The organism is Devosia sp. ZW T5_3, assembly GCF_044987315.1.
GTDB lineage: Bacteria > Pseudomonadota > Alphaproteobacteria > Rhizobiales > Devosiaceae > Devosia.
The window spans coordinates 1-17263 of sequence record NZ_JBJDRE010000017.1; the positions used below are offsets into that span (position 1 = coordinate 1).

General features: G+C 63.4%; 15 protein-coding genes and 1 riboswitch. Of the genes, 5 read left to right on the top strand and 10 right to left on the bottom strand.

Annotated elements, in window-relative coordinates:
* Positions 1 to 121: 121 nt before the first annotated feature.
* The 6 genes from ACI3KW_RS18890 to ACI3KW_RS18915 all read right to left on the bottom strand — a co-directional run bounded on the left by ACI3KW_RS18890 (position 122) and on the right by ACI3KW_RS18915 (position 4922).
* Positions 122 to 736 (bottom strand): YkoF family thiamine/hydroxymethylpyrimidine-binding protein, encoded by a 615-nt coding sequence (locus ACI3KW_RS18890; RefSeq protein WP_404849375.1) that lies wholly within the window; start codon positions 734 to 736, stop codon positions 122 to 124.
* Positions 728 to 841: riboswitch (TPP riboswitch) on the bottom strand. (Overlaps the previous gene by 9 nt.)
* A 53-nt stretch (positions 842 to 894) precedes the next feature.
* Positions 895 to 1194: an AzlD family protein gene (locus ACI3KW_RS18895; RefSeq protein ID WP_404849376.1), complete on the bottom strand. Its 300-nt coding sequence runs from the start codon at positions 1192 to 1194 to the stop codon at positions 895 to 897.
* Positions 1191 to 1922, bottom strand: a complete 732-nt coding sequence (locus ACI3KW_RS18900; protein ID WP_404849452.1) for an AzlC family ABC transporter permease — start codon at positions 1920 to 1922, stop codon at positions 1191 to 1193. The genes ACI3KW_RS18895 and ACI3KW_RS18900 overlap by 4 nt, the downstream gene beginning before the upstream one ends.
* 180 nt (positions 1923 to 2102) lie before the next feature.
* The gene (locus ACI3KW_RS18905; protein ID WP_404849377.1) at positions 2103 to 2747 is read right to left on the bottom strand and encodes an outer membrane protein; all 645 of its coding nucleotides are present in this window, start codon (positions 2745 to 2747) and stop codon (positions 2103 to 2105) included.
* A gap of 112 nt (positions 2748 to 2859) precedes the next feature.
* A complete protein-coding gene (locus ACI3KW_RS18910; RefSeq protein WP_404849378.1) occupies positions 2860 to 4254 on the bottom strand; it encodes a sensor histidine kinase in 1395 nt (464 codons plus the stop codon).
* The gene (locus ACI3KW_RS18915; protein WP_113121721.1) at positions 4251 to 4922 is read right to left on the bottom strand and encodes a response regulator transcription factor; all 672 of its coding nucleotides are present in this window, start codon (positions 4920 to 4922) and stop codon (positions 4251 to 4253) included. Before ACI3KW_RS18915 ends, ACI3KW_RS18910 begins: the two co-directional genes overlap by 4 nt.
* Positions 4923 to 5167: 245 nt before the next feature.
* On the opposite strand from ACI3KW_RS18915, the gene ACI3KW_RS18920 reads away from it, so the two are divergent.
* The 3 genes from ACI3KW_RS18920 (at position 5168) to ACI3KW_RS18930 (ending at position 10111) form a co-directional block, all read left to right on the top strand.
* The gene (locus ACI3KW_RS18920; protein ID WP_404849379.1) at positions 5168 to 6394 is read left to right on the top strand and encodes an efflux RND transporter periplasmic adaptor subunit; all 1227 of its coding nucleotides are present in this window, start codon (positions 5168 to 5170) and stop codon (positions 6392 to 6394) included.
* A 3-nt stretch (positions 6395 to 6397) separates the two neighbouring features.
* Complete coding sequence (locus ACI3KW_RS18925; RefSeq protein WP_404849380.1) at positions 6398 to 9529, top strand: efflux RND transporter permease subunit; 3132 nt, start codon at positions 6398 to 6400, stop codon at positions 9527 to 9529.
* Positions 9530 to 9754: 225 nt separating this feature from the next.
* A complete protein-coding gene (locus ACI3KW_RS18930) occupies positions 9755 to 10111 on the top strand; it encodes a hypothetical protein (protein ID WP_404849381.1) in 357 nt (118 codons plus the stop codon).
* Positions 10112 to 10167: 56 nt separating this feature from the next.
* On the opposite strand, the gene ACI3KW_RS18935 is transcribed toward ACI3KW_RS18930, so the two are convergent.
* From ACI3KW_RS18935 to ACI3KW_RS18945, 3 genes are read right to left on the bottom strand one after another with little or no spacing between them, the layout of a single operon-like run.
* Positions 10168 to 10953 carry an SDR family oxidoreductase gene (locus ACI3KW_RS18935; protein ID WP_404849382.1) on the bottom strand — a complete coding sequence of 262 codons (786 nt, stop codon included), beginning with the start codon at positions 10951 to 10953 and terminating at the stop codon, positions 10168 to 10170.
* A 19-nt stretch (positions 10954 to 10972) separates the two neighbouring features.
* On the bottom strand, positions 10973 to 11830 hold the full coding sequence (locus ACI3KW_RS18940) for an amidohydrolase family protein (protein WP_404849383.1): 858 nt from the start codon (positions 11828 to 11830) through the stop codon (positions 10973 to 10975).
* Positions 11827 to 13521 carry an IlvD/Edd family dehydratase gene (locus ACI3KW_RS18945; RefSeq protein ID WP_404849384.1) on the bottom strand — a complete coding sequence of 565 codons (1695 nt, stop codon included), beginning with the start codon at positions 13519 to 13521 and terminating at the stop codon, positions 11827 to 11829. Before ACI3KW_RS18945 ends, ACI3KW_RS18940 begins: the two co-directional genes overlap by 4 nt.
* 181 nt (positions 13522 to 13702) lie before the next feature.
* Between ACI3KW_RS18945 and ACI3KW_RS18950 the strand changes: the two genes are divergently transcribed.
* Together ACI3KW_RS18950 and ACI3KW_RS18955 are read left to right on the top strand one after the other, a co-directional pair.
* Entirely contained in the window at positions 13703 to 14716 is a 1014-nt protein-coding gene (locus ACI3KW_RS18950) for a Gfo/Idh/MocA family protein (RefSeq protein WP_404849385.1), read from the top strand.
* A 27-nt stretch (positions 14717 to 14743) separates the two neighbouring features.
* Positions 14744 to 15406 (top strand): GntR family transcriptional regulator, encoded by a 663-nt coding sequence (locus ACI3KW_RS18955; RefSeq protein ID WP_404849386.1) that lies wholly within the window; start codon positions 14744 to 14746, stop codon positions 15404 to 15406.
* Between the two features lie 230 nt (positions 15407 to 15636).
* Here ACI3KW_RS18955 and ACI3KW_RS18960 read toward each other — a convergent pair whose 3' ends face one another.
* Entirely contained in the window at positions 15637 to 17241 is a 1605-nt protein-coding gene (locus ACI3KW_RS18960) for a GH39 family glycosyl hydrolase (RefSeq protein ID WP_404849387.1), read from the bottom strand.
* Positions 17242 to 17263 lie beyond the last annotated feature (22 nt).

The following is a 17263-nucleotide window of genomic DNA, read 5'->3' on the forward strand; positions in this document are numbered from 1 at the left end:
GGGTGTCGTAGTCTCCACGAACTCATTGCCAGTGGATGTTCCGACACCCCCACCCTCAATCCCTCCCCTCAAGGGGGAGGGAGGCAGATCGGGGCTCGCCAAACTCAGTTGGAGCTGAATCTCAGGAAGTACGTACCGTCGGGCTATTCGCCGAGACCGTCAGGTCAATCGTGACGTGTCCCTCGGGCGGGCCGAAGCGGCAGAGCGCTGCCTGCACCGTGGCGAAAACCGCACCGGCGTCACCGCCCAGCTTGGTGCAGAAATTCTTGGCCCGATCGAAGGTGCCGGACTGCTTGAGAAAGTCGATGCAGCCGTAGATTTCGTCCATGTGATCATTGGTATCCATCACATAGAGCGAAAACTGCGCCGCGCTCGGCATGTCTGTCACCGGCGCCGCTTGCACGGAATCCAGCGCCATTTGCTTGCGCTGCTCGAGCGGCAGGACGGGCCCGCCATATTCGGTGGTGTAGCAGACAGCATCATCGGGCTCGCCCGGGCAACCGCGCGAAATCGTGGCATGCAAGACGCAATGCTTGCCGCTTTTCGCTGCCGCGACGAACAGATCGCGCATGGCCGGAAACAGCACTTCGGGCGCGCCGACCAACAGGGTGGAGATATCGTCGGTCTGCACTTGCAGGCGATCGCGATAGGGATCGAGCGCGCTCAGCGCGCCCAGGATGACGCCGACAAAATCGTCGGCCATAGGATAGATGGAAATCTGTGCGCCAGAATACATAGCCCCGCCTCGCTCCGCTGGTATTACCCAGATCAGCTACTAGGGTTTGCAGGCTTGCCGCCCGCGTCTCAGCCCCGGCTATACGGAGCACCCCTGTGGATGGGCGCAATCAATCAGCTTGCGGCGGCAATGGCAAGCCGATTTGTGACGGAATTTTTCTAGCCAATAAAATGCCGCAACAGGCCCGTGGCGGCGACGGCAACAATCACCGTGGGCAGCATGGAAAGGCGCGTGGCGGCGAGCAGGGTGATGGCAATGGCGATCAGGTCGGCGGGATTATTGGCGACGAAATGCGGCGCGATCACCGAAATCAGTACGCAGCCGGGCGCCGCTTCCATCAGCGCAGTGGCGCGGGGGCTGAGCGTGCGATTGCGCAGCACCAGATAGCCGATGATCCGCGTGCAATAGGTGGCCGAGGCCATCAGCACGATGGTGAGAACGGTCAAGGGATCGATCATGCCTCGTCTCCCGCCAGCACATAGGCCGCGATCAGGCCGGAGACTGCGCCGGCCGCCACATACCAGGCACCGGGCACCAGGAGATACGTCACAGCCGCGACCACCAGACTCACCAGCCAGGGCCGGGCGGCGGCAAAGCCCTTCCACATGCCGGCCATCAGCACGAGGAACACGGCGGGGAATGCCATGTCGAAGCCATAGGCTTCCACGTCGCCCAGCACCGGGCCGAGCGCCGCGCCCAGCGTGGTGAACGCCACCCAGGACACATAAAATACCAGCGCCGTCCCGATATAATAGGGCAGGCTGAATGCCGGCTGCAGGCCCCGTTCGGCCCGCTCCTTGGCATCGGCTAGGCCAAGCGCCCAGCTTTCGTCGGTCATGGCGAACAAAGCGGGCAATGCCTTGCGCTTGGGCAGATGCCGCAGGAAGGGCGCGATGGCCGCGCCCATCAGCAGATGCCGGCTATTGACCAGGAAGGTGATGGCCACGATCAGCACGATATGGGGCGGCGAAGTCCAGAGCTGGATGGCGGCAAATTCCGAGCCACCGGCAAAGTTCAGCCCGGTCATCAACGGCACTTCGATGACGCTCAGGCCCTTTTGCGCGGCCTGCGCGCCCAGCACCAGCGCATAGGGGATGATGCCGAGCAGAACCGGAATGCAGCCCTTGATGCCGCGCCAGAGTTCGGAACGAATGGGGGCTTGCTCCATGCTCGCCGCGCCGTCCATCGCGCTCATAAATAGTCTCCTGCCGCCCGGGCGGTTTGCCCCAAAGGCGGCTCTTGTAATCCAGTTCGGGCGATTGGGGTGTGAAAAACGAAAAAATCGGAGCCGAAGCCCCGATTTTCCGTGTCGTGCCGATGGAGGTCAATGCACGATGAGCGGCCGCAATGCAGCGCGGCCGTTATTTTAGAAGCGATAGTTCACGCCGAGAGTGACGGCATGATTGGTCAGATCGTCGGTGCGACCGACGCCGGCAACGGCGCTGTCCACGTCGAAATAGCGGGTCTGCAGATATTCGGCGCGCACGCTGATATTGTTGCCCAGGTCCTGCTCGACGCCTGCGCCGAACACGGCGCCGGCATAGGTGTCCTTGCCCGAAGTGGTGGTGCCCGAGGGCTCCAGCTCAGCCAGCGAAACGCCGGCCGTGCCGTAGATCAGGGTGCTGCCCAGCGCCACGCCGGCGCGGCCCTTGGCGGCCAGCGACCAGTTCTGCGTCAGGCCGGCATCGGGGGTGAGTTCGTAGCGCAGCTCGTCGCTGAGCGTGCCCGAGACTTCGCCGCCGACCACGAACTGGTCGAACTGCTGCAGATAGCCGGCCTGGACGCCGCCCGAGAAGTTGCTGTTGTCGAAATCGTCGGCGCTGACCACACCGGCATGGGCACCAGCGTAAAAGCCGGTCCAGGTGTCGCTGGCGACGGCCAGGCCCGCGTCGGGATAGGCGACCTGGGCGGGCGCCGGGGTATAAAGATCGGCAGCCTGGGTGGCGGAAACCGATGCGACGACGGCAGTGCCGCTCAGCAGGGCGGCGAGGGTAAGGGTGCGAAGGGACACTTGAGTCATACTCCTGAGAAATCGCTGCGCAGCGGGCGGTTTGGTCCGCCTCGGCATGAGGCGCTTGTCCGCTGTACTGACGCCAGATTGATCCCCCAAGATTGCGTGGGCCTTACAGTGCCGGCTCCAATTCCTTTTTTGTTGCAGCGGCGCGCAACAGTGGCAGCGTGACGATAACGCTGGCCCCGCCCGAGGGCGCGTCGGCAATGGTGATATAGCCGTGGTGGCGCCGCACAATTGCTTCCACCAGGTTGAGGCCCAGCCCCGCACCATGCGAGGATGGCTTGACCCGATAGAAGGGCTCGAACACCCGGTCGCGCTCGCTGGCGGGAATACCGGGGCCCTCGTCGCTGACCGCAATCGTGCCGTCACGGCCCACTTCGACGATGATCTCGCCATGCTTGCCGCCATAGGCGATGGCGTTCTGGATGATATTGGTCAGCGCGCGGCTCAAGCTGCTGCTGTCGCCCTGCACCATGACCGGATCGTCAGGCGCATTGAGCGAGAGTTCATAGCCCGCGGCAATGGCCAGCGGGGCCAGATCGCCCACCACATTGCTGGCCATGTCGCCCAACTCGGTGGGTTCAAAATTGGTGCTGCCCAGATCCATGCGCTGCAGATCGAGCAATTGCCCGGCCATGCTGGCCAGCCGTGCCGCATCGACCAGCAATTGACCCTTTTCGGGGAAGGGCTCGGCCATTTCGATGCGGGTCTGCAGGATGGCGATGGGGGTGCGCAATTCATGGGCGGAATCGGCGAGGAACCGTTCGCGCTTGGCGTAGGAATCGTCGAGCCGCGCCAGCCCGTCATTGACCGCCTTGACCAGCGGCTGCACCTCGTCGGGCAGGCTTTCGGTGGACAGCCTGGTGCCGCGGGCATCGATGTCGATCAGTTCGGCCTCGTCGGCCGCGCCCTTGAGGCTGCGCATCTCGCGGCGCACGATAATGGGAATGGTGATCGCGCTGGCAAGGCCCAATAGCGCAACCATGGCGAGCGCCAAAAGGCCCGAAACCTTCTTGATGATGGCAGCCACACCAACGGTGGGTCCGCCGCCGGTCATCACGCGAACGGTGCCGACCGGCGATTGCTCGGTGCGCACGAGGAGCGAGCCATAGCTGGGATCGGTGGTGCGCACCTCGACCGCTTCCAGCAGCCAGAGATTGTCTTCCAGCTCCTGATACATTTTGGGCACGTCGCCGAGAGCGGCCCAGGCACCAGACTGGTTGCGCACGTAAAACCACAGATTGGGATAGTCCCTGCGCAGGGCGTCGAGATCGGGCGAGGCCACGTAATTGATCTGGTCGCCCTCCACATCCACCAGGCTATGCGCAAATGCCGCCGTTGCGCGAGGATCGAGCGGCTGGGCATCGCCCAGATAATCGATGACCGGGGCGACGACCGTGGGAAACACCCCGAGGCCAAAAAACAGCACGAGGGTCAGCAGCTGCACGCGGATCATCTGGCGGGTCAGCTTGTGGGCGAGGGAATTGCGGGAAAGTCGTTTCACGTCAGTTTCAACAAATAGCCCACTCCGCGCACGGGGTGGATGATGACCGAGGCACCGGCATCCGCCAGCTTGCGACGCAGCCGGGAGATGTGGGCCTCGAGGGAATTGGACTGGATTTCATCGTCCGAGCCATAGACTTCTTCTTCGAGCAGGTTGCGCCGAACTGTCCGCCCGGCCCGGCGCATCAAGCTTTCGAGCACCAGATATTCGCGCCGCGGCAGGTCGAGCCGCTCACCAGCAACAAACACCTCGCCCTGGTTCAGGTCAAATGCCAGATTGCCCATGCTCAGCGGCTTGGACGTCACCTGGCTGGGCCGGCGCAGCACGGCGCGCAACCGCGCCACCAATTCGCTGACCACGAAAGGCTTGGGCAGATAATCGTCGGCGCCCAGATTGAGCCCTTCCACCCGATCATTGGCCGAGCCGCGGGCGGAAAGAATAACGATGGGCACATTGGGGCGGCGCTTGCGCAGATAGGCGATCAGCGAGGCGCCGTCGCCATCGCCCAATTGGCGATCCAGCACCACCAGGTCATGGCTGATGGTTTCGATCGCCTCAATGGCGACTTCGATCGAGGGCGCGATATCGGTTACGAAATCATGTTTTTCCAGCGCGCTGCGCAGTAGAGCCGCCATATCGGGCTCATCTTCTACCAGCAATAGTCGCATGCAGACCTGCCTCCTCGGGCATTAATACTCTGGATTGTCCGCGATAAGCCTTGCCGCAACCTTACAGCGCCAGGCCGCACATTTTGCCGTCCGCACATGCATTTCACGCGCGCAATGTTGACGCAAGCTTGCCAGCACACAACCGGCACGTTGCTGTGCCTTGCCATCGGTTTTGTGCCGAACATGTTCTGCGTGGGCGGGCCGGCAACACCCTATTCCCTTTTCCTCTAGGCCGGAGCTATGCCGTGGACAAGCATGTGGAACGCCCCGACGCTATCAAACCCGAATGGGCGCTGACCCGACGCGAGCGCAAGCGCCAGGCGCTGCTCGATGCCGGCCTGGCGCCGCGCAAATTCCCCTGGTTCTGGGGTCTTGGCGTGTTGATCGTCGCTGCCGGCGGCGCCTTTATTCTAGTGCCGCAATTGACCGCGCCCGAAGCGGCGACCCCGGTGGCCGCCGTCGAAACACCCGATCCGGTCAAGCTCATCCTCAGCCGCGATGTCACGACATTGCAGCGCCAGACGATCACCGAAACGCTCAAGGCCACCGGCTCGCTCGCCCCGCGCCGTACCATAAACCTGTCCTCCCAGGTCAGCGGCACCGTTGATGACGTGCACTTCCGCGTCGGCGACCGGGTGCAGGCAGGCGACGTGCTGGTGCAGGTCGATATCGAAACGCTGGGCATTCAGTTGCAGCAGCAGCGCAGCACTGCCGAAGCCACCCGCGCCCAGCTTGCCCAGGCCGAAGCCCAGGTGACCCGCAGCGAACGTCTCAATGATCGCGGTCTGGTCGCCTCGGCCAATCTCGACAGCGAGCGCGCCAATGTCGATGCACTGCGCTCCAATCTGCGGGCGCTGGAAGCCCAGGTTGCCGCCGCCGAAATCGCCCTGCGCAATGCCACGATCGTGGCGCCCTTCGATGGCGTCGTGGCCGCGCGGGCGGTCGAGCCGGGGCAGGTGACTTCGCCCGGCGCCAATCTCATGCAGATCGTTGATCTGTCGGTGATGGAAATGACCGCCTATGTGCCGGTCAGCGCCAGCCCGACTTTGCAGCCCGGCCAGCATGTCACGCTGGCCGTCGAAGGCTTGCCCGGGCGCGAGTTCAGCGGCAGCGTCGCCGGCATCAGTCCGGTCGCCACCGCCGGCACGCGCACCGTTCCCGTGCTGGTCACCGTCGACAATCCCGGCGGCGAATTGCGCGGCGGCATGTTTGCCACCGGCCAGATCGTCACTGCCGAGGCCGAAAACACCCTCGCGGTGCCGCCAGCGGCCATCCGCGAGGATGACGCGGGGGAATTCGTGCTCAAAATCGTCGATGGCGACCTGGTGCGCCAGCCCGTCGAGGCATCGCGCAGCTGGCGCGCCGCCCGCGTCACCGAGCTGACCTCGGGCCTCGATGTGGACGACACTTTCGTCTCCGGTCGCCTCGATGACCTACGTGCCGGCATGCAGGTTCGCGTGGTGGAGAACTAGGCGATGTTCCTCACCCGTATCAGCGTCAATCACCCCGTCTTTGCCACCATGGTCATGGTGGCGCTGATGGTGTTCGGCATCTATTCTTACCAACGCCTGCCCATCGAGCAATTGCCCGATGTCGATCTGCCGGTCGTCGCAGTGGTCGTCTCCTATCCTGGCGCGTCGGCTGAATCGGTCGAAAACGACATCATCAAGCCCATTGAGGATTCGGTGAACACGATCAGCGGCATCGACTCACTGACCTCGACGGCCCGGCAGAACCAGGCGCTGGTCGTCATCATGTTCGACATGGAGGTGAATTCGGTCGAAGCGCTGCAGGAAGTGCGCGACAAGATGTCCTCCATCGAGGCCGACCTGCCGCAAAATGCCGATAAGCCGCAGATCCTGCGCTTCGATCCGGCCGCCATGCCGATCGTCTCGCTGGCCATTCGCTCCGACACGCTCTCGCCCAGCGAATTGACCGACCTGGCCGACGATGTCGTGGTGGATCGCCTGCGCAATGTGCAGGGCGTGGGCAGCGTGACACTGGTCGGTGGCGTGCCGACGCAAATCGACGTGCAGGTCGATCCCGACCGGCTCGATGCCTTTGGCGTGTCGATGAGCGATGTCATGACCGCCATCGCCCAGAACAATCGCGACCTGCCGGCCGGCAGCATTACCGAAGGCTCGGTCGCCCGCTCGATCCAGATCGAGGGCAAGATCGGCAACATCGACGATTTCGCCAATATCATCGTGGCCCGCACCGGCGGCCAGCCCGTACGCCTGGGCGAGGTCGCCACGATCAACTCGGGCCCCGGCGACGATGAAAGTCTGGCCTTCATCAATGGCGAGCGGGCGCTGTCCATCGACATTCTCAAGGTGCAGGGCGCCAATACCGTTGGCGTGGCGCATGCCATCCACCAGACGCTGGAACGGCTCGAACAGAGCGAGCTTCCGGCCGGCGTTCATATCGACGTGGTGCGCGACAATTCAGTCGAGGTGGAGCAGTCCTTCCACACTGTGCAGAACATGATCGTGGAAGGCGCCGTGCTCGCCGTGCTGATCGTCTTCCTGTTCCTCAATTCGTGGCGCTCGACCGTCATCACGGGGCTGACCCTGCCCATTTCGATCATCGGCACCATGATCGTGCTCTATATGCTGGGCTTCACCCTCAACATGATGACGCTGATGGCGCTGTCGCTTTCGGTGGGTATCCTGATCGACGATGCCATCGTGGTGCGTGAAAATATCATGCGCCACCTGCATATGGGCAAGGGCCACTTCCAGGCTGCGGTCGATGGCACCAATGAAATCGGGCTGGCGGTGCTGGCCTCGACGCTGTCCATCGTCGCGGTGTTCCTGCCCGTGGCCTTCATGGAAGGCATGATCGGCCGCTTCTTCCTGCAATTCGGCGTCACTGTTTCGGTGGCCGTGCTGATCTCGCTGTTCGTGGCCTTCACACTCGACCCGATGATGAGCAGCGTCTGGTATGATCCGGCTTCCGAGCCCAATGCCAAGCGCGGCCCGATCGGTCGGCTGGTCGCCAAGTTCGATGAGTTTTTCGGCTGGCTCAGCGAACGCTATCGCAGCGTGTTGCGCTGGAGCCTGCGCCATCGCATCGCCACGCTCGGCACGGCGGTCGCGCTGTTCTTCTCGAGCTTCCTGCTGCTGCCTTTGGTGGGCGTGGAATTCGTGCCGCCCAGCGATAACAGCGAATTCACCGTCGAGGTGGAAACCCCGCAGGGCTCCTCGCTGGCCTATACCGGCGACAAGGTACGCCAGATCGAGGCGCTGTTGCGACAAATGCCTGAGGTGGAGCGCACCTATGCAACCATCAATGCCGGCCAGAGCGCGTCGGGCGAAAACTCGGCCAGCATCTTGGTTTCCATGGTGCCGCCGGGCCAGCGCGACCGCATGCCCCATGAAATGACCGGCCCGGCCCGTGACGTGCTGGCCCAGGTGCCCGGCATCACCACGGTCGTCGGCGTCGCCAGCGGCTTGGGCGGCGGGGTGACCAAGCCCGTGCAGGTTACGCTCTACGGCGACAGCTTCGCCACCTTGGGCCGCCTGGCGGATGAGTTCACGGGCAAGCTGGCCAATATCAACGGCCTGGCCGATATCGAAAGCTCGCTCGAGGCGGCCCAACCGGTGGTCGGCATTCGCGTCAACCAGGACTTGGCCAGCGAAGTTGGCGTCTCCATGCAGCAGATCGGTGCCATTCTGCAGCCGATGCTGAGCGGCGAAGAGGTCAGCGAATGGACATCGCCGGAGGAGGAGACCTATAAGCTCATCGTCCGCCTGCCGCCGCAGGAACGCGACCAGGTCGAGGCGCTGTATAGCCTGCCCATCGCGCGCACCGATACGTCAGTGGTGCGGCTGGGTGATGTCGCCGATGTCGCCATGTCGACCGGCCCGGGCGAAATCCAGCGCCGGGACCTGACCCGCCAGATCACCGTGGACGCCAATATTTCCGGCGTCACCATTGGCGATGTCATGCCGGCCATCCAGCAGGCCATGGACGAGATGGAATTGCCGCCCGGCTATCGCATCTCCATGGGTGGCGATGCCGAGCAATTGGGCGATACGGCGGCTTCGGCCGGCGCCGCGCTGCTGCTCGCGGTGGTCTTCATCTATCTGGTGCTCGCCAGCCAGTTCGGCAGCTTCCTGCAGCCGATCGCCATCATGATGTCGCTGCCGCTGTCGCTGGTCGGCGTTATCCTGGGCCTGCTGATCGGCGGCTCGACGCTCAATATGATGAGCATGATCGGCTTCATCATGCTGATGGGCCTGGTGGTGAAAAACGCCATCCTCTTGGTCGACAATGCCAACCACAAGGTCAAGGACGGGCTCAATCTCTACGATGCCCTGGTGGAAGCCGGCGTTACCCGCTTCCGGCCGATCATCATGACCACGTTGGCCATGGTGTTCGGCATGCTGCCGCTGGCGCTCAGCCTGCATGAAGGCAGCGGGCAGAACGCGCCCATGGCCCATGCGGTGATCGGTGGGCTGATCAGCTCGACGCTGTTGACCCTGGTCGTGGTGCCGGTGATCCTGACCTATACCGAAAGCCTGTCGCGCTTCGTCAAGCGCCTGATGCCCGGCAAGCCGGCCCATCATGGTGAGGCGGAAGCCGAAAAACCGGCCACCGCCTGATGGCTATTTCCGGCAGGCTCGCTTTGGCCCGCCTGTCGGATTCGATTGTGGCAGCAATGTGCAAAGCCTTGCGGGGCGCATTCATTACAATGCGTTCATGTTAGAAATAGCATTTTATAATCAATGGCTTCGTTTCGGTAAAAAAATTTCACTTTTCTGCGGGCCGCAAGCTTGGGGCAATCTTGCAGTCCTAGTTTGACGTCACCTTCGAAAGGAAGACCTCAAATGAAAACCTTTGCTTTTGCTATTCTTGCTACCGCCGCTGCCGCCTTCGCCCTGCCGGGCATGGCCAATGCCGCCAGCCTCACCACCAATGATGATCTGTTCGGTCATTCCAAGTTCAACATCGAGCGCACCCTTGCCGAACGCGGCATCGAAGCCACCGGTCTTGAAGCCTGGGGCCAGGCGATCCGCGCCACCGTGACTGCCGCTGATGGCACCACGACGACGCAGTTCTTCGACAAGGACACCTTCCAGCCAGTTCGCCCGAACGGCCAGTCGCTGAACACCGGTGCCGGCGCCGGCGAATCCTATGGTCGCGGTGAATTCGGCACGCCCGAAACGCTGTCCAGCAGCAGCTAAGCCTTGAGGCACTGGGGGCGGCCCGACGGTTTCGCCATCTGCCCCCGAGCCCTCTATCAGATCGAGCGGATCATTCCGCCATCGATCCTGATGCGTGAGCCGGTGATATAACTGGCCCGCTCACTGACCAGAAAAACCACCGCATCGGCCAGTTCCTCCGGGCGCCCATAACGGCCCGCTGGAATGGTCGCGATGGAAGCCCGGCGCACCGCGTCGATCTCCATATTCTGCCGTTTTGCCGCAGCCGCGTCGAGTTCATCGACGCGGTCGGTATGGATACGGCCCTGCACCACCACATTGACCGTGATCCCGGACGCAGCGACTTCGCTCGCCAGCGTCTTGGACCACCCCACCAGCGCCTGCCGCAAGGCATTGGAAATCGCCAGCCGGGCGATGGGCGCTTCGACGCCGGACGATGTGAGGGTCACGATGCGCCCCCAGCCGCGCGCGGTCATGGCCGGCAGCAGCGCCTGGTTGAGCGTGATGATATTGGCCACCATGGATTCGAAGCCGGCATTCCAGGCCGAAAGCGGCACGCTCGCGGCTTCGCCCGGCGCCGGCCCGCCCGAATTGTTGATGATGATATCGACGCCACCCTCAGCGATCAGCGCTTCGCTGAGCGCTGCAACGGATTGTCCGTCGGCCAGATCGAGCTTGCGGCCGGTAATCGAGCCATTGAGGCTCTTGTCGACCTGGCCGTCCAGCGCCGTGACCAGATCCACGCTGCGCGCGGCGCCGATCACCTGCGCGCCTTCATTGGCGAGGCCCAGCGCAATCGCCGCGCCCAGCCCCTTGCTGGCGCCCAATACCAGTGCGCGTTTGCCTTCCAGTCCCAGCTTCATGCGTCAAATCTCCTTGCGGTCAGCGACCGAAAAACAGCGATGCGGGTGTATCGACGAAAATCTGCCGCCGCAGCTGCGCATCAGGAAGCCATGTTTCGTAGGCAGAAAGCAAATCGCTATCGTCCGGCATGGCGTTCCATAATTCGGTATGCGGCCAATCGCTGCCCCAGAGCAGGCGATGGGGATGCGATGCTGCGAGTGCTGTGATGGCTGCCCCCACATCGGCGTAGTCGGTACTGGCCGTCAGCCGGTAGGGCGCCGAAATCTTGGTGTAGACATTGGGCCGGTCGAGCAGATGCCGCAGCGCATCCAGCCGCGCGCCGGTATCGACCTCGCCAAAGCGGATGAAGGCCAGATGATCAAGCACCAGCGGCGTCTCGCCATGCTCGAGCGCCGCCACATCGGCCAATTGCTCCGCCCGCAGCTGGAACTGCACTGACCAGCCCAATGGAGCGACCTTGCCTAGTAATTCGCCCACCGCGTCCAGCGCCACCCCGGCCTTGTTGCGGGTATTGATGCGAATGCCGCGCACGCCGGCTGCATCCAGCTCTCGCAACGCCTCGGTGGAAATATCCGGCGCTACCACGGCAATGCCGCGCAGGCGCTCGGAATCCCCCGCAATCGCGCGCAGCATGGCGCGATTGTCCAGGCCATAGACGCTGGGCTGCACCAGCACGCCGCGCGCAATCCCGGCCGCCTCGGCGTAGAGCTGCCAATCGGCAATCGTCAAATTCTGCGGCGTATAGCTGCGGGGCGAGGCCAGCGGTGCGCCGGCCTCGAACACGTGGAAATGGCTGTCGCAGGCGCCCTCCGGCAGGCGAGGCAGGACACCCAATGGCTTGGGCGGCAGGCAAAGTGGCGCTTCAGTCTGGCTCACGAATTGGCCTGCAGGAAATCGAAATCGGCGCCTTCATCGGCCTGCATGACATGCTCATGGTAGAGCCGGTCATAGCCGCGCCGTGCTGTCTCCGCCGGGGGCGGCAGCGCCGCCATGCGCCGCTCGAATTCGGCGGCCGGGATATCGAGATTAAGCGTGCGTCCGGGCACGTCCAGCGTGATGCGGTCCCCGGTCTGCACGATGGCCAGCGGCCCGCCGGCGGCAGCTTCGGGCGAAATATGCAGGATCACCGTGCCAAATGCCGTGCCGCTCATCCGGGCATCGGAAATCCGCACCATGTCCTTCACACCCTGCCGCGCCAGCTTGCGCGGAATGGGCAGGTAGCCCGCCTCCGGCATGCCCGGCGCGCCCTTGGGCCCGGCATTGCGCAGCACCAGCACGTCGTCGGCCGCCACGTCGAGCTCGTCGCTGTCGATCCGGTTGGACAGGTCCTCGACACTCTCGAACACCACGGCGCGGCCGGTATGTTGCATCAAATCCTTGGATGCCGCCGATTGCTTGATGATCGCCCCGCGCGGCGCGAGATTGCCCTTGAGCACGGCCAGCGTCCCAATCGGCTTCAGCGGTGCTGCCATGGTGCGGATAATGGACTGCCCTGGCTCATCCACCACCGCATCAATCACTTCGCCAATGCTGGCGCCATGGATCGTCGGCGCGCTCACATCGAGCTCGCCCCGGATTTCCTTGAGCAATGCGGGCACGCCGCCAGCTTTATGAAACTGCTCCATGTAATGCTGGCCCGACGGCTGCAGATCGACCAGCAGCGGCACGCGCTGCCCCAATTCGTCCAGCAGCGCCATATCCAGCGGAATGCCCAGCCGGCCGCAAATGGCGGCCAGATGCACCACCGCATTGGTCGAGCCACCCATGGCCTGCAGGGCCACCAGCCCATTGCGGATCGCTGCCGGGGTCAGCAGCTCCTTGACCGTCGGCCCGCCCTCGGTGGCGAGCTTTGCTGCAAGGCTCCCGGTGGCTTCCGACAGGCGCACGCGTTCTGCCTCGGTCGCCGGGGCAGAACCGGCCCGCGGCAGGCACAGCCCCATCACCTCGGTCAGGTTGGCCATGGTGCTGGCCGTGCCCATCACCGTGCAGGTGCCCACCGAACTCACCAGGCGATTATTGACCTCGCTGATTTCGGCCTCGTCGATCTCCCCGGCCCGGAACCGTCCCCAAAACCGGCGGCAATCCGTACACGCCCCCAGCCGCTCGCCCTTATGGTGCCCGGTGGCCATCGGCCCGGTCGGCAGGAACACGGCGGGAATTTCGCTGCTGGCCGCCGCCATGATCTGCGCCGGCAGTGTCTTGTCGCAGCCCCCGATCAGGATGACGCTGTCCATCGGCTGGGCGCGGATCATCTCCTCGGTTTCCATCGCCATCAGATTGCGCAGATACATCGAGGTCGGCGAGGCGAAACTTTCGTGGATCGAGATGGTCGGAAACACCATGGGCAGCGCCCCGCCCAGCATCACCCCGCGCTTGGCCGCCTCGATCAGTTGCGGCACATTGCCGTGGCAGGGATTATAGTCGGAATAGGTATTGGCAATGCCCACGATGGGGCGGTCCAGCGCGTCATCGGAATAGCCCATGGCCTTGATAAAAGCCTTGCGCAAGAACAGGGAAAAGCCCTGGTCGCCATAGCTGGTCAATTTCCGACGAAGGCCGTTTGACACGCGATACTCCCGTTCCGGCTACTGGTTCGCCGCATGCTCCGTAAGCTAGTGGCTCCACGGGGATTGTCAATAAAGAAGCGCCGCGCTAAAGCGACAATCGCGCCAGAAAGCCGAAATTTCTCACTTCCTTCTGCGGATGCCTTTCACTATTATTGATAAATCAGCGCGGGGACACGGCTATATGCAGAAGCGACGAGTGGGGGTAATCGGTGCCGGATGGGTCAGCGCCTATCACCTGCCGGCCTGGCAGAAACGCAGCGCCCAGGCTGAAATCGTCGCTATAGCCGACCCTTCCGAGGCGGCCGCCCAGGCGCGGGCAGGGGCCTTCGATATCCCCGCCATCTATGCCGACGCGGCCACCATGCTGGCGCGTGAAAATCTCGACATTGTCGATATCTGCGCGCCGCGCGAGGCCCATGCCGAACTGATCCGGCTCGCCGCGCGGGCTGGGGTGGCGATCATCTGCCAGAAGCCGCTGGCGACCGACTTCGCCGCGGCCAAGGCGCTGCTTGCCGATGTCATTGGCACCACGCTCATGGTCCACGAGAATTGGCGCTTCCGCGCCTGGTACCGCCGACTGCGGGAATGGCTCGACGCCGGCGTGGTGGGTGATATCCGCCAGGTCAGCCTCGAATTCCTCTCCAGCGGCATGATCGCCGGCCCCGATGGCCAGCGGCCCGCTTTGGTGCGCCAGCCCTTCTTCCGCAATCAGGAGCGGCTCCTCGTCATGGAAGTGTTGATCCATCACCTCGACACGCTGCGTTTCCTGCTCGGCGAAATGGACGTCGTCGCCGCCCGCCTCGAGCGCAGCAATGCCGACATCGTGGCCGAGGATGTCGCGGCAATCACCCTGCGCCGCCGCAGCGATGGGGTGCTGGTCCAGGTTGCGGGGAATTTGGCCGTCCACGGCGCGCCGCCTGCACCGCGCGATCATCTGCGCATTTTCGGCGCACGTGGCACGATTGAACTCGACAGCAACCAACTCACCGCTTTTGGCGAGCAGAACCACACCGAGCAATTCGACGCCGACGCCGTCTATCAAGGCTCTTATGACGCCGCGATCGCCCATTTTCTCGATTGCCTCGACGCCAAAAAGCCCTTCGAAACCGCGCCGGCCGACAATATGGAAACCCTGCGCCTCGTCGAAGCCATCTATGCGCTGGCACAATTCGACCCGACGCAAGAACCGCGATAGAGTAGCGCGGTAATCCAGGAGCAGCCTTTGGATAGCTTGACCGAACACGCCGCCACCGACGAGCATGACGATCTCTCCATCGCCCGGGCGCTGGAGGAAGACATCATCTTCGGCCGCCTCGCGCCGGGCACACGGCTCACCGAGGACATGCTGCTGGCGCGCTTCGCCGTCACCCGCCATTTCGCCCGCCAGGCGCTGGTGCAGCTCGAATCCATGGGCATCGTGGTGCGCGAGCGCAATCGCGGCGCCACCGTGCGCTCGCTCACTGCCCAACAGGTCAAGGAAATCTACGCCGTGCGCGAATTGCTGCAGCGCCAGGCGGCGCTGTGGATTCCCTTGCCGGCGCCTGACAGCCTCATCGCCGAACTCAACGCCATCCACGAAGAACACGGCCGCCATATCGAGGCCGGCTTCCTGCGCGGCGTGCACGAAACCAATGACCGTTTCCACCTGACGCTGTTCGGCGCCTGTGGCAATGCGCATCTGGTGCAATCCATCGAGCTCTATATGCGGCTCAGCCTGCCGGTGCGCGCCAATTCCATGGCCAATACCGCGTCGCTACGGGTCTCGCATGAGCATCACCGGTTGATGATCGACATGCTCAAGGGGACGGACAATTGGGTGCTGGCGCAGCTCTGCGTGGATCACCTGCAGCCGAGCAAGGCGCGGTATCTGGACCGGGTGGGGTAGGGGATACTGCCCCGCAGACCGAGGGCCGCGATCCAATCCCCTCCCCCTTGAGGGGAGGGCTAGGGTGGGGGTGCTGCGGCCCCACCAAACTCTTTGCCCGCTGATAGCACAGCACCCCCACCCTCAATCCCTCCCCTCAAGGGGGAGGGAGGTGGATCGCGGCTCTCCGGCATATCCTCACCCCCAAAAAAAGCGAGCGCGCCCGGGAGGAAAGGCGCGCTCTTGCCGCATTACCAGTCGAGGCGAAGCAGGGAGACGCCTTGCCGCGGCAGAGTAGTGCGGAGTTCAATCTTGCCATCCACGACGGCGACGCTAGCCTTATCCTCGATCTGGGCCAGCTTCCCGGCCGCCTCAAGCTTGGCGTAATCAGCCCCTTGCGGGTTCTCCGGCTTGCCCATCGCCTTCCACACGCCAAACGCATTGGAATGGCTCTCATCCATGCGGAAATGTTTCAGGCCCGCCGGCTTGCTGCCCCAGCCGTCGATGGCAACGGAAACCTCGGCATCCGGCCCGGCCGTGTCGTCATCATGATAATGCCAGACCAGCACGCTCACGCCCTTGTCGTCGCGGGTGGCGACGATATTGACGTCCGGCTCGTCGCGCACGCCATGCTGCATGATTTCGGCAATGTCGCGCCGATGGGTGCTGGTGGTTTCCAGCCATTCCCCACCCAGCATGCCCAGCATGCGGAAGCCATTCAGTACTGCCTTATCGACGCCATTAGTAGCGAGGTCCCTGAAGCCATCGAACCAGGGCTGGTCATCGAACATGAACGCCCAGGTCACCGCGCCTTCGATCTCGATATTGGCGCGCCGGCTGAGCTCATAGGTGCGCAGCATGCTTTCGACCACATAGACGCCATAGAGCGGACCATTGCGATAGCCGTTCTGCGGATGCACCCGGGCTGAACAGGCGGCGCAGCCCTCAGGATCGGACTCGCCAATGATCACCGGCAAATGCGTCAGCGACGGAAATTCATTGATGATGGCCAGGTTCGCCTCGATGTCGCGCAGATGCTTGTGCAGCCCCATGCGCACATGATCCTGCCAGATCACCGGATTGCCCTTGGCGTGGAAGGCGATGAAGTCGATGGGGGAATTATTGTCCACCACATGCTTGAGAAAGGCTCGCAGGAAGGTCTGCGCCTTGGGGTTGGAAAATGCCCCGCAAGTGTGCGGCCCGCCGACCCGTGCATCGGGCAGCACCTTCTTCACCGCCCGCGCGCTCACATCATACATGGCGCAGAATTCGGGGATGGTGCCGGTCCAGTAATGCCCGTCCGGCTCGTTCCACACTTCCCAGGGCCAGGTGCTCACCTTCTCCTTGCCATAGCGATCCGCCAGATGCTGCGCCCAGGCTTCGATCAGTGCGCCCCACTTCTTGAGATCATTCGGCGGCGCGGCCCAACCGGTCAGGATGGTGGCGTATTTGTTCGCTGGCTCCCAGCTGTGCTGATACGGCCCCGTATCGTCCGACAGCGCCTCGGGGGTGAACCCGATCTGCACCAGCGGCGTATTGCCCGCCTCGGCATAGGCGTCGAAAATCTGGTCCATGATGGTCCAGTCATAAACCGGATTGCCATTGGCATCCTCGGTATAGGCATTGGTCGAGCCCCATTTGAGCGCCGCCACGCCGTCGCCCGAGGTCAGTAGATTATGCGTGCGGATATGGGGGGAGACTGGGCTGAGCTCGGTCAGTTCGCGCAGCAGCTTCTTGCCGTGCTCGCTATAGGTGTAATTGGGCTCGTCATAGCCGAACCACGCCCATAGCGGCTTGTATGCCCCCGTCGGGCGGTCGGCGCGAACGCTCGTCTTCACATCGATATTCTGGCTCATCTGTCTTCCTCAGGAGGCGGTC

What these genes read in the sequence shown, in the direction of transcription:
- ACI3KW_RS18890 (WP_404849375.1), bottom strand. Translation starts at nt 736, where the DNA reads ATGTATTCTGGCGCACAGATTTCCATCTATCCTATGGCCGACGATTTT.
- ACI3KW_RS18895 (WP_404849376.1), bottom strand. Translation starts at nt 1,194, where the DNA reads ATGATCGATCCCTTGACCGTTCTCACCATCGTGCTGATGGCCTCGGCC.
- ACI3KW_RS18900 (WP_404849452.1), bottom strand. Translation starts at nt 1,922, where the DNA reads ATGGACGGCGCGGCGAGCATGGAGCAAGCCCCCATTCGTTCCGAACTC.
- ACI3KW_RS18915 (WP_113121721.1), bottom strand. Translation starts at nt 4,922, where the DNA reads ATGCGACTATTGCTGGTAGAAGATGAGCCCGATATGGCGGCTCTACTG.
- ACI3KW_RS18925 (WP_404849380.1), top strand. Translation starts at nt 6,398, where the DNA reads ATGTTCCTCACCCGTATCAGCGTCAATCACCCCGTCTTTGCCACCATG.
- ACI3KW_RS18930 (WP_404849381.1), top strand. Translation starts at nt 9,755, where the DNA reads ATGAAAACCTTTGCTTTTGCTATTCTTGCTACCGCCGCTGCCGCCTTC.
- ACI3KW_RS18935 (WP_404849382.1), bottom strand. Translation starts at nt 10,953, where the DNA reads ATGAAGCTGGGACTGGAAGGCAAACGCGCACTGGTATTGGGCGCCAGC.
- ACI3KW_RS18950 (WP_404849385.1), top strand. Translation starts at nt 13,703, where the DNA reads ATGCAGAAGCGACGAGTGGGGGTAATCGGTGCCGGATGGGTCAGCGCC.
- ACI3KW_RS18960 (WP_404849387.1), bottom strand. Translation starts at nt 17,241, where the DNA reads ATGAGCCAGAATATCGATGTGAAGACGAGCGTTCGCGCCGACCGCCCG.